This is a genomic window from Flavobacterium sp. (assembly GCF_027484205.1).
Taxonomy (GTDB): Bacteria; Bacteroidota; Bacteroidia; order Flavobacteriales; family Flavobacteriaceae; genus Flavobacterium.
The window spans coordinates 298,165-313,681 of the sequence record NZ_JAIXUB010000015.1 but is presented as its reverse complement, the minus strand read 5'-3'; the positions used below and the strand labels follow the sequence as shown (position 1 = coordinate 313,681).

General features: G+C 30.6%; 12 protein-coding genes. 8 read left to right on the top strand and 4 right to left on the bottom strand.

The genetic code is table 11. The features are described 5' to 3' along the window. Positions 1 to 21 precede the first annotated feature (21 nt). From Q0049_RS07540 to Q0049_RS07525, 4 genes are all read right to left on the bottom strand, one after another. Positions 22 to 2,877, bottom strand: a complete 2,856-nt coding sequence (locus Q0049_RS07540) for a TonB-dependent receptor (protein ID WP_298118215.1) — start codon at positions 2,875 to 2,877, stop codon at positions 22 to 24. Between the two features lie 290 nt (positions 2,878 to 3,167). Next, entirely contained in the window at positions 3,168 to 5,015 is a 1,848-nt protein-coding gene (glmS, locus tag Q0049_RS07535) for a glutamine--fructose-6-phosphate transaminase (isomerizing) (RefSeq protein ID WP_298118213.1), read from the bottom strand. Positions 5,016 to 5,028: 13 nt separating this feature from the next. After that, a complete protein-coding gene (locus tag Q0049_RS07530) occupies positions 5,029 to 6,675 on the bottom strand; it encodes a DUF4270 domain-containing protein (RefSeq protein WP_298118211.1) in 1,647 nt (548 codons plus the stop codon). A gap of 16 nt (positions 6,676 to 6,691) precedes the next feature. Further along, complete coding sequence (locus Q0049_RS07525; RefSeq protein ID WP_298118209.1) at positions 6,692 to 7,495, bottom strand: glycogen/starch synthase; 804 nt, start codon at positions 7,493 to 7,495, stop codon at positions 6,692 to 6,694. A gap of 106 nt (positions 7,496 to 7,601) precedes the next feature. On the opposite strand from Q0049_RS07525, the gene panC reads away from it, so the two are divergent. The 8 genes from panC to Q0049_RS07485 all read left to right on the top strand — a co-directional run bounded on the left by panC (position 7,602) and on the right by Q0049_RS07485 (position 15,346). After that, on the top strand, positions 7,602 to 8,450 hold the full coding sequence (gene panC / locus Q0049_RS07520; RefSeq protein WP_298118207.1) for a pantoate--beta-alanine ligase: 849 nt from the start codon (positions 7,602 to 7,604) through the stop codon (positions 8,448 to 8,450). Positions 8,451 to 8,464: 14 nt separating this feature from the next. Beyond that, positions 8,465 to 8,815 carry an aspartate 1-decarboxylase gene (gene panD, locus Q0049_RS07515; protein WP_298118205.1) on the top strand — a complete coding sequence of 117 codons (351 nt, stop codon included), beginning with the start codon at positions 8,465 to 8,467 and terminating at the stop codon, positions 8,813 to 8,815. 4 nt (positions 8,816 to 8,819) lie between these two features. Next, on the top strand, positions 8,820 to 9,782 hold the full coding sequence (locus Q0049_RS07510; protein WP_298118203.1) for a lysylphosphatidylglycerol synthase transmembrane domain-containing protein: 963 nt from the start codon (positions 8,820 to 8,822) through the stop codon (positions 9,780 to 9,782). A 58-nt stretch (positions 9,783 to 9,840) separates the two neighbouring features. After that, complete coding sequence (locus Q0049_RS07505) at positions 9,841 to 10,992, top strand: alpha/beta hydrolase-fold protein (RefSeq protein WP_298118201.1); 1,152 nt, start codon at positions 9,841 to 9,843, stop codon at positions 10,990 to 10,992. Positions 10,993 to 11,016: 24 nt separating this feature from the next. Continuing rightward, positions 11,017 to 12,375 carry a DNA repair protein RadA gene (gene radA / locus Q0049_RS07500; RefSeq protein ID WP_298118199.1) on the top strand — a complete coding sequence of 453 codons (1,359 nt, stop codon included), beginning with the start codon at positions 11,017 to 11,019 and terminating at the stop codon, positions 12,373 to 12,375. 39 nt (positions 12,376 to 12,414) lie between these two features. Next, positions 12,415 to 12,879, top strand: a complete 465-nt coding sequence (locus Q0049_RS07495) for a hypothetical protein (RefSeq protein ID WP_298118197.1) — start codon at positions 12,415 to 12,417, stop codon at positions 12,877 to 12,879. Positions 12,880 to 12,948: 69 nt separating this feature from the next. Beyond that, positions 12,949 to 13,704: a hypothetical protein gene (locus tag Q0049_RS07490; protein WP_298118195.1), complete on the top strand. Its 756-nt coding sequence runs from the start codon at positions 12,949 to 12,951 to the stop codon at positions 13,702 to 13,704. Between the two features lies 1 nt (position 13,705). Next, entirely contained in the window at positions 13,706 to 15,346 is a 1,641-nt protein-coding gene (locus Q0049_RS07485) for a DUF4139 domain-containing protein (RefSeq protein WP_298118193.1), read from the top strand. Positions 15,347 to 15,517: the final 171 nt, after the last annotated feature.

Below are 15,517 nucleotides of genomic sequence, written 5' to 3'. Positions count from 1 at the left end.
TTAAATTTATTTATTATTGGTTTATGGGTTGATTGTCCAAGAAGCAAAATATTGAGATCCGATTGCTCCAGCACCTACGATTTGTCTATATTCTTTTCCTCCAATATTTGTTGCTCCTATTTTGAATGTTGATTTCAATTTAGGCATTCCATAGCTTAATTGTGCATCTACTACTGTAGCAGCATCAATCATTCCATCAGCAAAAGATGCTTGGTATAAATATTCGCTATTCCATCTTGCGCTTACATTGAAACCAAAGTTTTTAAACAATTTATCATTACTGATTGTTCCTTTAACTCTATGTTTTGGAGTATTAAACCCAGCTTCAAAACTTGGATCTTTAGCTTGGTCAAAATCAAATTGTGCATAGTTATAATTAGCTCCAATTTCAAAGTTTTTAGCTATTTTTTTAGACATACCAACACCAAAACCTAATGATTTAATTTCAACATCAGTATTTGTGTATAATTGGAATGCTCTTCTATCACCTTGAGTCAAAGCAAAAGCAGATTGGAAAGCAGGATTTAATGGTGTAAAGTCTCCACCACCATCAGTAGCAACTCCATATAATGGCGCAACAACAGTTAAGTTTCCAATGAAATCATTGTAAATATTATAATAACCATTGATATCATAAGAGAAGTCTTTTATTTGTCCTCTGTATCCTAATTCAAAAGCTTTTACAATTTCAGGTTTTACATAATCAACATCTGTTCTATCAAGAAGAGATGATGCAGCTACAATTGCAGCAGCATTTGAACCTCCAGCAATAACCGCAGCTCCAAAAGCAGCAGCTGAACTAGCAGTGTATGAGTTTTGATAAGCATTTAAACCATTAATAGTAACTGTTGACGATCCTGCAAAAGGTTGACCATTTAATGAAACAGGTAGTGTTTCTGAATATCTAGTTAAGTTGTCTGGAGCTGAACCTAAAAGTACTGCTGTTCCTACATTGAATCCAATGTATTGATCTTGAGTAGTTGGGTTTCTAAATCCAGTTTGGAATGAAGCTCTGAAGTTGTGATTTTTTTGTTCACCAGCAGAGTATACGAATGAAACTCTTGGTGAAACGTTTCCATCAAAGTTTTTAGATTTATCATATCTTACAGATCCAGTAAACTTCAATCTGTCATCCATGAATTTCTTTTGTAGTTGTGTGTATGCACCATAGTCAGTATAGTTGATTTGGCTATTAGCATCGGTATAAATTCTTCCACCTGAGTTTAACTCGTATAATCTATATGAACCTCCAACTTGAATTTCTGCAAATTTTATTAAATCTCTGAAATTATAATTTGCATCAGAATGCCAAATTTTAGAATTATCCTGAAGTTTAGAACCTGTTAAAACATCTGGATTACTAGTTACTGAATTAAAAGCAGATGCAAAAGCAGGTGTTCCCGGAATTAATCTTCCTGTATCTGCTACGTTTCTAGCTGAAATATGCGCTTGTTCTGGAGTTTGTCCTAATAATGTTGATTGAACATAAGTTGCTGCATATTGTCCAAACCAAGTTGAATCTGGTTTCCATGCTCTGTTAATGTTTATTCCTGTAAACAACATATCATATGATTTCCCACCATCTTCTGTTGTAGTATATCCTCTTACAAAGAAATTTTTACCTTTAACTTCTAATTTATGTTGTTGCATAAAAAATCCATTTAAGTAATATCTATTTGCTCCTTGATAAACAGTGTTTCCAAAACCAAATTTACTTTGCCAAATAATTTCTGTATCATTAGCCCATGGTTTGAAATGTAAAGAGAAATCTATTTTAGAGTTTTGAACCTTATTATCTGTCAATTCAACTTCTTTGTACCCAGTTCTACTAACATTATAATCAGGTAAAATTGAATTAAAAACAGCTAATTGAGAAGCATTAATTACACCTGCATTAAACATTCCTGTTGCAACACCTCTAATATTTGTAGAAACTTCATCACCATAAACGTTTAACCCATTGTAATTATGATGGCTTCTGTCTCTTCCTGGACTTGAATAATCATCATAATCAGTTGCATACCAATCTGTTCCATTCATGAAAGTGAAATTTGCTTTTGCGGCAAAATGTTTTGTAAATGCATGTGCAACTCTAACACCATAGTCATAATATAAATTATTTCCAGCTGCTTTTTGGCTGGTTTGTCCATATTTTGCATAAGCAGTTACTCCTTGACTTGTAAAAGGACTTTTACTGTTCATAAATAAAATACCATTAAACGCATTTGCACCATATAATGCAGATGAAGCTCCAGGTAATAACTCAACATTAGCAACATCAATTTCTGAAACTCCAATTAAGTTTCCTAAAACAAAGTTTAATAATGGAGAAGAATTATCCATTCCATCAACTAATTGCATAAAACGAGTATTTGCAACAGTGGCAAAACCTCTAGTGTTTATTGACTTAAAAGACATACTACTTGTATTCATATGCACTTCTTTTAAGTTTTCTAAACCATCATAAAATGTTGGTGAAGCGGTTTTTTTAATATCTTTAATAGTCATTCTTTCAATAGTAACCGGAGATTCTTTAACTTTCTCTGGTGTTCTTGAAGCAGAAACTACAATTTCGTCAATAACTTTATCAGCTTCAACTAAATTAACATCTAATTTTTGATTGTTCGAAGTAATTTCTAAGTTTTGTGCCTCGTAACCAATACTCGAAACTTCAACTTTGAAAGGTGCCTTTTTTGATGTTTTAAAAATAAATTTTCCATCAACATCCGTGACAGTTCCGTCTGATTCACCAACAACTTTTATGTTGGCTCCAGGAATTGGTTCGTTTTTACTGTCTTTTACCGAACCTGAAATTGTGGTTTGTGCAAAAGAAATGCTACAAAAAAACAATGTCAAAATAAAATAATAAATCTTCATTAGGTTTAAATTTTGTTGGTTTAAGTAGCCAAAATACAAATATTTTTTATATTACTAAAAAAACAAATAATAAATTTCACTTTTAATAATCAAATAGGTGTTTTGTTGTTTATATTGTATTTTAATTTTGTTGTGATTTATTTAACATTTTCAAAATATTAACTAAAAAATATTATGCTTACATAATAAATTTTGATTTTTATTAAATATATCACAATAAAAATGAATTTAATAAAAAAACGCTAGAAAGAAAAAATCTAACTAGCGTTTTATTAAAAATTTAAATAATTTTATTCTACCGTCACTGATTTAGCTAAATTTCTAGGTTGATCAACATTACAACCTCTTAAAACCGCAATATGGTATGACAACAATTGTAAAGGAATTGTCGTTAAAAGTGGCGATAAAGCATCTGATGTTTCTGGAATTTCTATAACATGATCTGCTAATTCTTTTACTTGTGTATCACCTTTTGTTACTACAGCTATAATTTTACCACTTCTCGATTTAATTTCTTGAATGTTACTAACCACTTTATCATAGTGACCTTGTTTTGGTGCAATTACTACAACTGGCATTTTTTCGTCAATCAAAGCAATCGGACCATGTTTCATTTCTGCAGCTGGATATCCTTCTGCATGAATGTATGATATCTCTTTTAATTTTAATGCTCCTTCTAAAGCTACAGGAAAATTGTATCCTCTACCTAAATAGAGGCAATTTGGTGCATCTTTATATATTGATGCAATTTCTTTTGCAATATCATTTGTGTTTAGTGCTTCAGCCACTTTTTCAGGAATAACTTCTAACTCTTGTAAATATCTATGAAAATCAGAATTTGACATTGTTCCTTTTGCCTTTGCAAGACGAAGAGCAATCATTGTTAGTACTGTAATTTGAGTTGTAAACGCTTTAGTTGATGCAACCCCAATTTCTGGACCAGCGTGAGTATAAGCTCCAGCATGAGTTTCTCTAGAAATTGATGAACCAACAACATTACAAACTCCAAAAACAAATGCTCCTTTTTCTTTAGCAAGTTTGATTGCTGCAAGTGTATCAGCCGTTTCTCCTGATTGAGAAATAGCAATTATTACATCTTTATTCGTTATAATTGGATTTCGATATCTAAACTCAGAAGCATATTCTACTTCTACAGGAATTCTAGCAAACTCTTCAATCACATATTCAGCCACAAGACCAGCATGCCATGAAGTTCCACAAGCTATAATTATAATTCTATCAGCGTTAAGAAATTTTTCAATATTATCTTCAACACCAGCCATTTGAATTAATCCTGCATTTGCATGAAGTCTTCCTCTGTAGGTATCTTTGATAACATTTGGTTGCTCATAAATCTCTTTAAGCATAAAATGATCATAACCACCTTTTTCAATTTGCTCCAAATTCATTTGCAATTCTTGAATGTATGGATCAACTAATGAATCGTCTTTTATTTTTCTAATTTTTAGTGGTTTTTGTAAACGTACAATTGCCATTTCTTCATCCTCAAGATAAATTGCATTAGAAGTATATTCAATAAAAGGAGAAGCATCAGAAGCTATAAAAAATTCATTTTCTCCAACTCCAATAGCTAATGGACTTCCAAGACGAGCCACTACAATTTCATCGGGTTTCTTTTTGTCAAAAACACAAATCGCATAAGCACCAACAACTTGATTCAAGGCAACTTGTACTGCTTTACCAAGTTTTAGATTTTCTTTTTTCTGAACTTCTTCAATTAAATTTACTAATACCTCTGTGTCTGTATCAGACTTGAACGTATAACCTCTTTTGATTAATTCTTTTTTTAAAGGTTCATAATTCTCAATAATTCCGTTATGAATTATAGCTAAATCACCCGAATTAGAAACGTGTGGATGTGAGTTAACATCATTTGGAACACCATGAGTTGCCCATCGAGTATGACCCATTCCTATAGAACCATTGGTTGAAATTTCTTTTGATGATTTTTCTTCTAAATCAGAAACTTTACCTTTTGTTTTAGAAATTTTTAAATCTTCACCATCATATAGCATGACTCCAGCACTATCATATCCTCTATACTCAAGTCTTTTCAATCCTTTAATTACAATAGGATAAGCTTCACGATATCCAATATATCCAACAATTCCACACATAAGCTATTTATATTTAGTCAGGTTTTGTATAATAAATTTTAAGTTTTAATTTTTTGCCTTCAGGAACACTTGAACGATTTCCATACAAAATTGTACCTAAAGGATTCATAACAGCCGCAGTAGGAATTCTATCAATTGAAGAAGAACCTGAAGTGATTGGTGTTTTCAACTTCACATTTGAAACTGTACTAATTGATTCCGTGATAGCAAGACCTAATCTAACATTAGTTGAATCATTTTTGATAAGATTTCTAACATGATTAGTTAATCTTATTTTATATCTAATTCCTCTTCCTCCAACAATTTTTTGAGTATCAATTATTCCTCCATGTACTACTTTATTAAATTTAGTATTGGCTCTTGTAGAAAAATCAGTATAGTAATCATAAATTGGTCTTCTATTATTTAAATCGTAAAGATAAATTCTGTATGGTTCTTCAGATGACGCCATAGAAGTATTGTCAATTGTAAAAGTCAAATTAGCTTCATTTATCAACCAGTTATTTACTTTCATTTCATCTATTTCATCAGAAATTCCATTAGGAGTATTGTTTAATAAACCTGTATTTGGATCTACACCTTTTAAATCTTCTGAACCAAATAAATCAATTACTGCAATTGAACCTTGTTGTCCTTTTAAATATAATTTTTCATCTCCAATTGAAGGATTTGCAGTTGCTAATGCAGCAGAAAATTCTGGACTTTCTGCATTTTCGAATAGATTTACACTATTACCTCCTAAATTAATTGACATTGATTTTTTCTTTCTTGTGTCATCTGTAGATGATGTTTCATCCTCATACTCAATAACAATTTTTCCTTGTTTAAAATTAAGCATTGCCATAGCTCCAATAGGTGAAGAAGGCAACTCCTCAGCTTTAAAATACAATCCTCTAAAATAATCTTTAAAAACATTATTATTTATTAATTTTCCTGATGGAGCATTAAAAATTTTTTGCGCGAAAAAATCCTCATCTAAGTCTAACCAAATTCCAGGTGCTTTTCTTTCTTTAATTACTTCCTCGCCGTCTTTTTGATATTTTATTTTATATTCATTTGTTTTAAAATAAAATTCCTCATTTTGAGATACCGACAATACGTCATTATTTAATGGTGTACCAATTTTATTTGCGTCAAAAATTGCGTTTTGATTAGAATAATATTTTTGAGCTTCTTGAAAACCATCTGCTGGATCATAATCTCTTAAAAAATAACCCGATTCATATACACTTAATCTAAATTTAGCAGTTCCACCATATACAGAATCTAATTCAAAAGTTCTGTCTCCTGTTTCACTATCTGTTTCTGTCAATTCACTAAAATAAGGCACATACAAATAAACAGAGTCAATTGTTGGACTATAAAATTTTGGATCAGCAGCTACAAGTTCTAGTTGTGTAACAAAATTTGCTGTTGTTCTTCCAAATTTAGGATGATTATATGAACCTAAAGCATTAATAGGTAAATTGTTAGTTTGAACAGGTCCAATTGCTAAATTATACGCTTTTACTGTTTTTGTACTATCAACATCAAAACCATAATGGTTGTCGTTATCACCAATGACATCAGCTCCAATTTCGTTGTAATCTTTGTCGCATGATGCAATAAAAATGATTGTAAATCCTAGTAATAGTGCTTTTAAATAAATATTGAATTTCATACCTAATTTGAAAATATTATAATGTTTTTTTATAGAATGAAGTGTACTGCTGTGCAAACTCTTCTTTAGAGGCGAAAGGTAAAAAAGGTTTTCCTGAAGATTCTATAAATTTTGTTAAACTTGAGGAAAGATTATCAGAAGCAATAATTACGCCATCTGAGTGATTGATTGATGCTTTCAAAATATTTTCATAATTTGGTGTAGCAAGCTCTGAAATAGCGTCTTTTGGAATTCCATCAAACTCTATTTTATTGATTAACTCAATATCAAGATTTCCTTCAAATGATTGACTGTAAATTGAGCTTATTATTTTTGTTTCAGAAAAAAGTGCTTCATCTTTATAGTAATGTTTCATGTATATCGGTAACAACGCAGTCATCCAACCATGAACATGAATAATATCTGGAACCCAATTTAATTTTTTTACAGTTTCAACAACGCCTTTTGCAAAGAAAATAGCACGTTCATCGTTATCAGGATACAACGTTCCATCTTCATCAGAGAAAGTGGCTTTTCTTTTAAAATATTCGTCGTTATCGATAAAATAAACCTGTATTCTTTCTTTTGGAATGGAAGCAACTTTAATAATTAATGGCATATCAACATCATTAACTACTAAATTCATACCTGAAAGACGAATTACCTCATGTAATTGATGTCTTCTTTCGTTGATATTTCCATATCTAGGCATAAAAATTCTAATTTGTCCGCCTTGATCGTTTATCATTTTAGGTACGTCGTAAGACATTAAAGAAACTTCGTTCTCAGCCAAATAAGGCACCACTTCAGATGAGACATATAATATCCTCTTATCTTCCATTATATATTTTGTATTTATTTGCAATAAAAAAACATGCAAAATTACAAAAATTTATGCAGATAATTACTAAAGTGTTAAGTTTGTAACCTATTTTAATAAAAATCAGATGCTCGTTTTCAATAAAAAAGTAGATTTACAAACTCATTTAAAACAAAATTGTAGCAATAATTCTACAATAGGTTTTGTGCCTACAATGGGCGCTTTACATAAAGGGCATTTATCTTTATTAAAAAAATCCTTAGAAAACAACACTATAACCGTAATTAGTATTTTTGTTAATCCAACCCAATTTAATAATCCTGAAGATTTAAAAAAATATCCTAGAACACTTGAAAATGATGTTGAAAAAATCAAAACAATTTCAAAAGAAATACTTGTTTATGCACCATCGGTTGAGGATATCTATGAAGGAAAAACAAAATCACAACATTACAATTTTGATGGTTTAGAAAATCAAATGGAAGGTAAATTTCGACCTGGACATTTTGATGGCGTTGGAACGGTTGTAAAAAAATTATTTGAAATTGTAAATCCAACGAATGCCTATTTTGGTGAAAAAGATTTTCAGCAATTGCAAATTGTAAAAAAATTAGTCGAAAAAGAAAAGCTTGCAGTAACTATTATAGGTTGTCCAATTTACAGAGAAGCTAATGGATTAGCAATGAGTTCAAGAAATGAAAGACTAACCGAAGAACAAAAAGATAAAGCATCCATTATTTACAAAACGATGAATGAAGCAAAAAAACTTTTTGGCACGAAATCTGCTAAAGAGGTTTCTGAATTTGTTACAAAAGCTTTTAAAAATAATACCATGTTTGAATTGGAATATTTTGAAATTGCAGACGAAGCAACGCTGTTAACTTGTAAACGCAAAAACAAAAACAAGAAATACAGAGCTTTTATTGCAGTTTTTGTTAACAAAATTCGATTGATTGATACTATTTCACTAAATTAATTTAACTTTGCACCATGCAAATTCAAGTTGTAAAATCGAAAATTCATCGCGTTAAAGTAACTGGCGCAGATTTGAACTATATTGGTAGTATTACTATCGATGAAGCATTAATGGATGCTTCAAACCTTATTGAAGGTGAAAAAGTTGCTATTGTTAATATCAATAACGGAGAACGTTTTGAAACTTATGCCATCAAAGGCGCAAGAAATTCTGGTGAAGTTACCTTAAATGGTCCAGCAGCTAGAAAAGTTCATCCAGGTGATATTATTATTATTATTTCCTATGCTACTTTAGATTTTGAAGAAGCAAAATCATTCAAACCTTGGCTCGTTTTTCCGAATGAAAACGACAACTCATTGAGATAATCTTTTGAAGAATCAAATCCGTAAATGGTTGACTGTACTTATTCCTCTTTTTATAGGAATAGGTATCATTTATTATCAATATTCTACACTCACATCAGAAGAAATTGAAAAAATAAAAATTAGTTTTCAAAAAGCTAATTATTATTACATTTTACTTTCTTTAGTCTTTGCATTTATCGGTTTCTGGTCAAGAGCTTATCGTTGGAAATTTGCATTAAATCATTTAGGATATCAAACAAAATTTCATAACAATTTTCTAACTGTTTCTGTTTCCTATTTAGTCAATATGACCGTTCCTCGTTCAGGTGAAATTTCTCGAGCAGCTTTGTTAAAAAAATATGAAAATATCCCTTTTGACAAAGTTTTTGGAACAATTGTTGCCGAGAGAATTGTTGATTTAATGATTTTTTTTCTATTTGTTGTCATCGGTTTTATATCGCAATTTGACAAAATTTACCAATTTCTTTTAGACGAAAATGTATCTATAAATACCATAATAATTGCTTTAATTGTTGGATTTGTATGTTTTATAATTTTTGTTTTAATTTGGATTTATGCTGAGTGGAAAATAATTTTAAAGTTAAAAGAAAAACTTTCAGGATTGATTGAAGGAATGTCAAGTATTTACAAAATGAAACATAAATGGAATTATATTTTTCATTCATTTTTTATTTGGTTTACTTATTTAATGATGTTTTATGCAGCCATTTTTGCACTTCCTGAAACCTCAAATATAAGTTTTGACATTGTGCTAATGGGATTCATTTTTGGCAGTTTAGCAATTGGTTTTTCTAATGGTGGATTAGGTGCTTATCCTTTCTCAATAGCTTTAATTTTTGGGATTTACGGAATTTCTAACGATATAGGAACAGCTTTTGGTTGGTTAGCTTGGGCATCGCAAACAATTTTCACAATACTTCTAGGATTACTTTCCTACATCTTATTACCTATTTTAAATAAAAAATAATTTATATCTTGCTTGAGTTTTAAAATCGTTTTCTAAAAACCTAAACTCAAAATAGAATATGAAAAAATTATTGCTTTTAGCATCGCTAATTATCTCATTTAGTGGGTTTTCACAAAAAGTAAAAGACAGTGTTCTTTCAAGAAAAATGGATAAATACAGAGAATTATCTGTTTCTGTTCCTCAATCTTATGAAAAAAATTCTAAAAAAACATATCCTTTAATTCTTCTTCTTGATGGTGATTATCTTTTTGATGCTTTCCAAGGTGCTTTAAGTTATGGAAATTATTGGGATGATTTACCTGAAGCTATTATTGTAGGACTTCATCAAAACAAAGAAGGCGAACGATTTGATGACTGTACTATAGATGAAACTACGGGTTTACCTGAAGGAAAAGGAGCTAGTTTTTTTGAATTTATTGGTGGAGAACTTCTTCCCTACATTCAATCAAAATATAGAATAGGAAGTTTCAAAATGATTGCTGGTCACGACTTAACCGCAGGATATATTAATTTGTTTTTATACAAAGATGCACCTCTTTTCAATGCTTATGCATGTTTGAGTCCTGAACTTGCCTTAGAAATGGAAACACGAATTCCAAGTAGATTAGCCGCTCAACAAAACAATATTTTTTACTATTTATCTTCAGCAGATGGTGATATTAAAAAAATGAAAGAAGATGTAACACTATTAAATGATAATTTAAAACTAGTTAAAAATCCTGCTTTAAATTACAAATATGATGAAATAAAAGACGCATCACATTATTCTCTTGTATTACATTCTGTTCCAAATGTTTTATATCAATTTTTTGCAACTTATAAACCCATTTCTTCATCAGAATTCCAAGAGAAAATTGTCAAAATGGAATCTGGATATGTTGATTATTTGAAAAATAAATATGATTTACTAGAAAAAACTATTGGAATTAAAATGCCTATTCGTGTAAATGATTTTAGAGCAATTGAAGCTGCAATTATGAAAAATAAAGCCTATGCAGAATTCGAAGGATTAGCACAACTTGCTAATAAATCATACCCAAAAGCAATGCTTGGAGAATACTACATGGGAAGATATTATGAAATTTCTGAAGATTATAAACGTGCAACAAAGGCGTATCAAAATGCTTTTACATTGGAACCAATTGGTGAATTAACAAAAGAAGCTATGCTTACAAAAGCAGACGAACTTAGAACTCAAATTAAAAAATAATTACTGAAAATTCTTCAGCATAAAATGGCAAAACTTAAAACTTCTTTCTTCTGTCAAAATTGTGGCACTCAATATGCTAGATGGCAAGGACAATGTAATGCTTGTAAAGAATGGAATACAATTGTAGAAGAAGTTATTCAAAAGGAAGAAAAAACAAGTTGGAAGCCAACATCAGAAGTAAAAAAAGCTCCAAAACCATTAAAAGTAACCGAAATTGATTCGTCGGAAGAAATTCGAATGAACACGCTTGATGGCGAATTAAATCGTGTACTTGGTGGCGGAATCGTTCCTGGTTCTTTAATCCTTCTTGGTGGCGAACCCGGAATTGGAAAAAGTACTTTATTATTACAAATTTCGTTAAAATTACCTTATAAAACTTTATATGTTTCGGGTGAAGAAAGTCAGAAACAGATAAAAATGCGTGCCGAAAGAATTACTCCCAATGGTGATAATTGCTACATTTTAACAGAAACAAAAACCCAAAATATCTTTCGTCAAATTCAAGAAATTGAACCCGAAATTGTAATTATTGATTCCATTCAAACACTTCATACCGATTATATTGAATCGACCGCAGGAAGTATTTCTCAAATTAGAGAATGTACCGCTGAACTAATAAAATTTGCCAAAGAAACCAATGTTCCTGTAATTTTAATTGGTCATATCACAAAAGATGGAACCATTGCTGGACCAAAAATATTGGAACACATGGTTGACACTGTTTTACAATTTGAAGGCGACAGAAATCATGTTTACCGAATTTTACGCAGTTTAAAAAACCGGTTTGGCTCTACAGCCGAGCTTGGAATTTATGAAATGCAAGGTTCAGGTTTGAGAGAAGTTTCTAATCCATCTGAAATTTTACTTTCGCATCGTGAAGAAGAACTTTCTGGAACTGCCATTGCTTCAACACTTGAAGGAATGCGTCCACTGATGATTGAAATTCAAGCACTTGTTTCAACAGCAGTTTATGGAACTCCACAACGAAGTACAACTGGTTACAATGCAAAAAGACTAAACATGCTTTTAGCTGTTTTAGAAAAACGCGCTGGTTTCAGACTAGGAACAAAAGACGTTTTCTTGAATGTAACTGGCGGAATATCGGTTGATGATCCGGCAATTGATTTAGCTGTTGTGGCTTCTATACTTTCGTCAAATGAAGATATCGCCGTTGGAAAAGACGTTTGCTTTGCGGGTGAAGTTGGTCTATCGGGCGAAATTCGTCCTGTAAACAGAGTAGAACAACGCATTCAAGAAGCCGAAAAACTTGGTTTTGCAACTATTTTTGTTTCAAAATACAATAAAATTTCCACAAAATTTCCTGGAATAAAAGTGGTTTTAGTGTCTAAAATTGAAGAAGTTGTAGAACATCTTTTTGGATAATAATTTGGTTACCAATCACGTTATCTAAAAAACCAAACCATGAAATCAAAATTTGTTCTTTTCTTACTTTCAATTTCCTTTTTAACTTCTTGTTCAGAAAAAACAGAATATTCAAAATTTATTCGTCTTCCTGAAAATCACAGATGGTTTAAAACAGATGCTAAAACTTTTGAGTTTACTATTGATGATGATTCAAAATTCTATAATGTTGTGTTTGAATTTAGTCATATTTCCGATTATCAATTTGCAAGTGTTCCAATAAAAATAGACGTTAAAAATCCTTCAGGCGAAGAAGAATTTCACAACATTGATTTTAATATTATTGATAAAAATGGCAAACCATTAGCTGATTGTGGTGGCGATATTTGTGATATGTCAATGAATATTTTGGAAAAAATGAAACTTCAAAAAGGAAAATATACTATAAAAGTTAGTCATGTTTTTGACAAACCTTACTTGCCTAATGTAATTGGTATTGGTATAAAAGTTAAAGAAATAAAATAATTTTTCATCGCTTCCCAACCTTTTCATAAAAATAACACTCTTTATATTTATAACTAAATAGTAAACGTTATGAAAAAGAAATTTTCCTTAGAAATAAAAAGTCCTTGCGAAGAAAAATTTGATAAAATGATTCCTAATTCTAATGGTTCATTTTGTAATTCTTGTGCTAAAAACGTAATTGATTTAAGTACGAAAACCAATGCTGAAGTAGCAAGATTTATTGCTGAAAATAAAAACAAAAGTATTTGTGCACGATTAAAAACATCACAACTCGAAGAAGAATTTGAAATAAACGAAATTTCTAAAAGCAATAATTTCAAATATGCTGTTGCAGTTGCTGCATCGGTTTTATTGACTTCAAATATTGTTGGACAAGAAAAAGAACCTGTAAAAACTGAAGTTGGTTGTGCTAAACCTAATCCACATATTGTTGGAAAAATTGCTTATCAAGAAGGCAAAATGGCTTCCTTTGTTTTGAGTGGCAAAATTTTAGAAAAGGCAACTAAAAAACCTTTATCAAATGAGAAATATCCTGAGTTACAAATATATGTTTCAGGTTCAAATGTATCTGTAAAAGTGGATCCAAAAACTGGTGCATATTCCATTCCATTGCTATTGGATAAAAAAACCTCTGAAATATATGTTACAATAAATTCTAACGATTCAAGTTATTCTAAAAGTATGAAAATTGATTTATCAAAAATCAGAAATAATAGTCTAATTTTAAACCTTTCAATTGATTCAGAAAAAGAAATGCATAGTTATAAAATTATGGGTGGTTTAGGCGTGAATTATATTGATAATAAAAAATTGAAAAACTCATAATATGAAAAAAGTTCTCTTCATTACGTTATTGATTTCGGCAATATCCTTTGCTCAAAAACCTATTTTTACTTCGGCAAAAGTAAAAGCTGCAACCGTTTATTTTAATGCTGCCGAATTGCAACAAACGACAACAGTAAATCTTCCAGTGGGAACAAGCGAAATAGTCATTAAAAATGTTGCCGATTATTTGAATGAAAACACGATTCAAATTGGCGCACCAAGTTCGGTAACGGTTTTGTCGGTACAATTCACTCAAAATTATATTTCCGAATATGAAATTGACGAAAGTAATCCTGCGATAAAAAAAGTGCGCGATAGCATTACTTTGGTTCAAAAAGAGATTAAGAAAATCCAAATTGAAACCTATTCACACCAACAAACTATTGGATTATTAGATAATAATCAAACGGTTGCTGGAGCAAATTCAGGATTGAGTGTCACTGAATTAATAAAATTAGTGGATTACTACAAAGCAAAAAGAACAGAATTAGACAACGCTATAGTTTTATTGCAAGAAAAAGAGGCCAATTGGAACAAAAAATTAAATGCTTTAAACGAAAAATTAGTCATCAATACACAAAAAGAAGACAAAACTTCTAAAGGAAAATTAGTGCTTCAAGTGATGAACGAAATTGCTGGAAACGTAAATCTTGATATTAATTACATCACCAATTCTGCAACATGGAATCCGTTTTATGATTTGCGCGTGGACAACGTAAAAGACCCAATAAACATGATGTATAAAGCGCAAGTTTCTCAAAACACAGGAATCGATTGGAAAAAAGTAAAACTAACATTGTCAAGTGGAAATCCTAATCAAAATAATCAAGCTCCAATATTGAGTTCGTGGTTTTTGAGGTATCAAGAAATTTATTCTGTTGGAAATGGAAATGCGGCAATTAGTGTTTCAAATGTGATTCAAAGTAGAAAAGAAATTTCTCAGGCTTTCAAATATAGAGATACAGCTACGAGTTATGGATTTGAGGAATTTGATGATAATTCCATCTCAAATTACACTTCCATCAACGAAAACCAACTTAACGTTTCTTTTGATATTGATATTCCTTATGACATTTTATCAAATGGAAAAGCACATTCTGTAGCGTTGAAAGAAATCAAATTGCCAGCAACTTACAAATATTATGCTGCACCAAGAGTAGATAAAGAAGCGTTTTTATTGGCAGAAATTAATGATTATTCTAAATACAATTTATTGCCAGGTGAAGCCAATATCATCTTTGAAGGTTTGTATGTTGGTAAAACAACAATCAATCCAAATCAAACGGCTGATACTTTGAATTTAAGTATGGGTAGAGATAAAAAAATCAATATCAAACGTGAAAAAGTCGTTGACAAAAGTGGTACTAAATTTTTATCTTCATACAAAGAGCAAACGTTTACCTATGATTTAACTGTGAGAAACAACAAAAAAGAAGAAATTTTCATGTTGTTGAAAGATCAATATCCGTTGAGTACAGACAAAGAAGTTACTGTAGAATTATTAGAAGACGGAAAAGCAAAAGTAAACACCGAAACTGGAATTCTAACATGGGAATTGAAACTCGCTCCAAACGAAACCAAGAAAATCAGAATCAGTTATAAAGTGAAATATCCTAAGGATAAAATAATTGATAATTTGTAATTTAAAAATAAAACTAACTCAAGCAGAGAAAAAGCGTAAAGAATTTAAAACTCTTTGCGCTTTTTTGTTTTTGTAAATTACTATAAATGAAATACTTTAGAAATTATTTTTTAAATTTACCAAAATTAAACTCACAGCTATGAAATCGCCATTAACAACAAGTTTGCATAA

What these genes read in the sequence shown, in the direction of transcription:
- radA (WP_298118199.1), top strand. Translation starts at nt 11,017, where the DNA reads ATGGCAAAACTTAAAACTTCTTTCTTCTGTCAAAATTGTGGCACTCAA.
- glmS (WP_298118213.1), bottom strand. Translation starts at nt 5,015, where the DNA reads ATGTGTGGAATTGTTGGATATATTGGATATCGTGAAGCTTATCCTATT.
- Q0049_RS07540 (WP_298118215.1), bottom strand. Translation starts at nt 2,877, where the DNA reads ATGAAGATTTATTATTTTATTTTGACATTGTTTTTTTGTAGCATTTCT.
- Q0049_RS07485 (WP_298118193.1), top strand. Translation starts at nt 13,706, where the DNA reads ATGAAAAAAGTTCTCTTCATTACGTTATTGATTTCGGCAATATCCTTT.
- Q0049_RS07530 (WP_298118211.1), bottom strand. Translation starts at nt 6,675, where the DNA reads ATGAAATTCAATATTTATTTAAAAGCACTATTACTAGGATTTACAATC.
- Q0049_RS07490 (WP_298118195.1), top strand. Translation starts at nt 12,949, where the DNA reads ATGAAAAAGAAATTTTCCTTAGAAATAAAAAGTCCTTGCGAAGAAAAA.
- Q0049_RS07505 (WP_298118201.1), top strand. Translation starts at nt 9,841, where the DNA reads ATGAAAAAATTATTGCTTTTAGCATCGCTAATTATCTCATTTAGTGGG.
- panD (WP_298118205.1), top strand. Translation starts at nt 8,465, where the DNA reads ATGCAAATTCAAGTTGTAAAATCGAAAATTCATCGCGTTAAAGTAACT.
- Q0049_RS07495 (WP_298118197.1), top strand. Translation starts at nt 12,415, where the DNA reads ATGAAATCAAAATTTGTTCTTTTCTTACTTTCAATTTCCTTTTTAACT.
- Q0049_RS07525 (WP_298118209.1), bottom strand. Translation starts at nt 7,495, where the DNA reads ATGGAAGATAAGAGGATATTATATGTCTCATCTGAAGTGGTGCCTTAT.
- panC (WP_298118207.1), top strand. Translation starts at nt 7,602, where the DNA reads ATGCTCGTTTTCAATAAAAAAGTAGATTTACAAACTCATTTAAAACAA.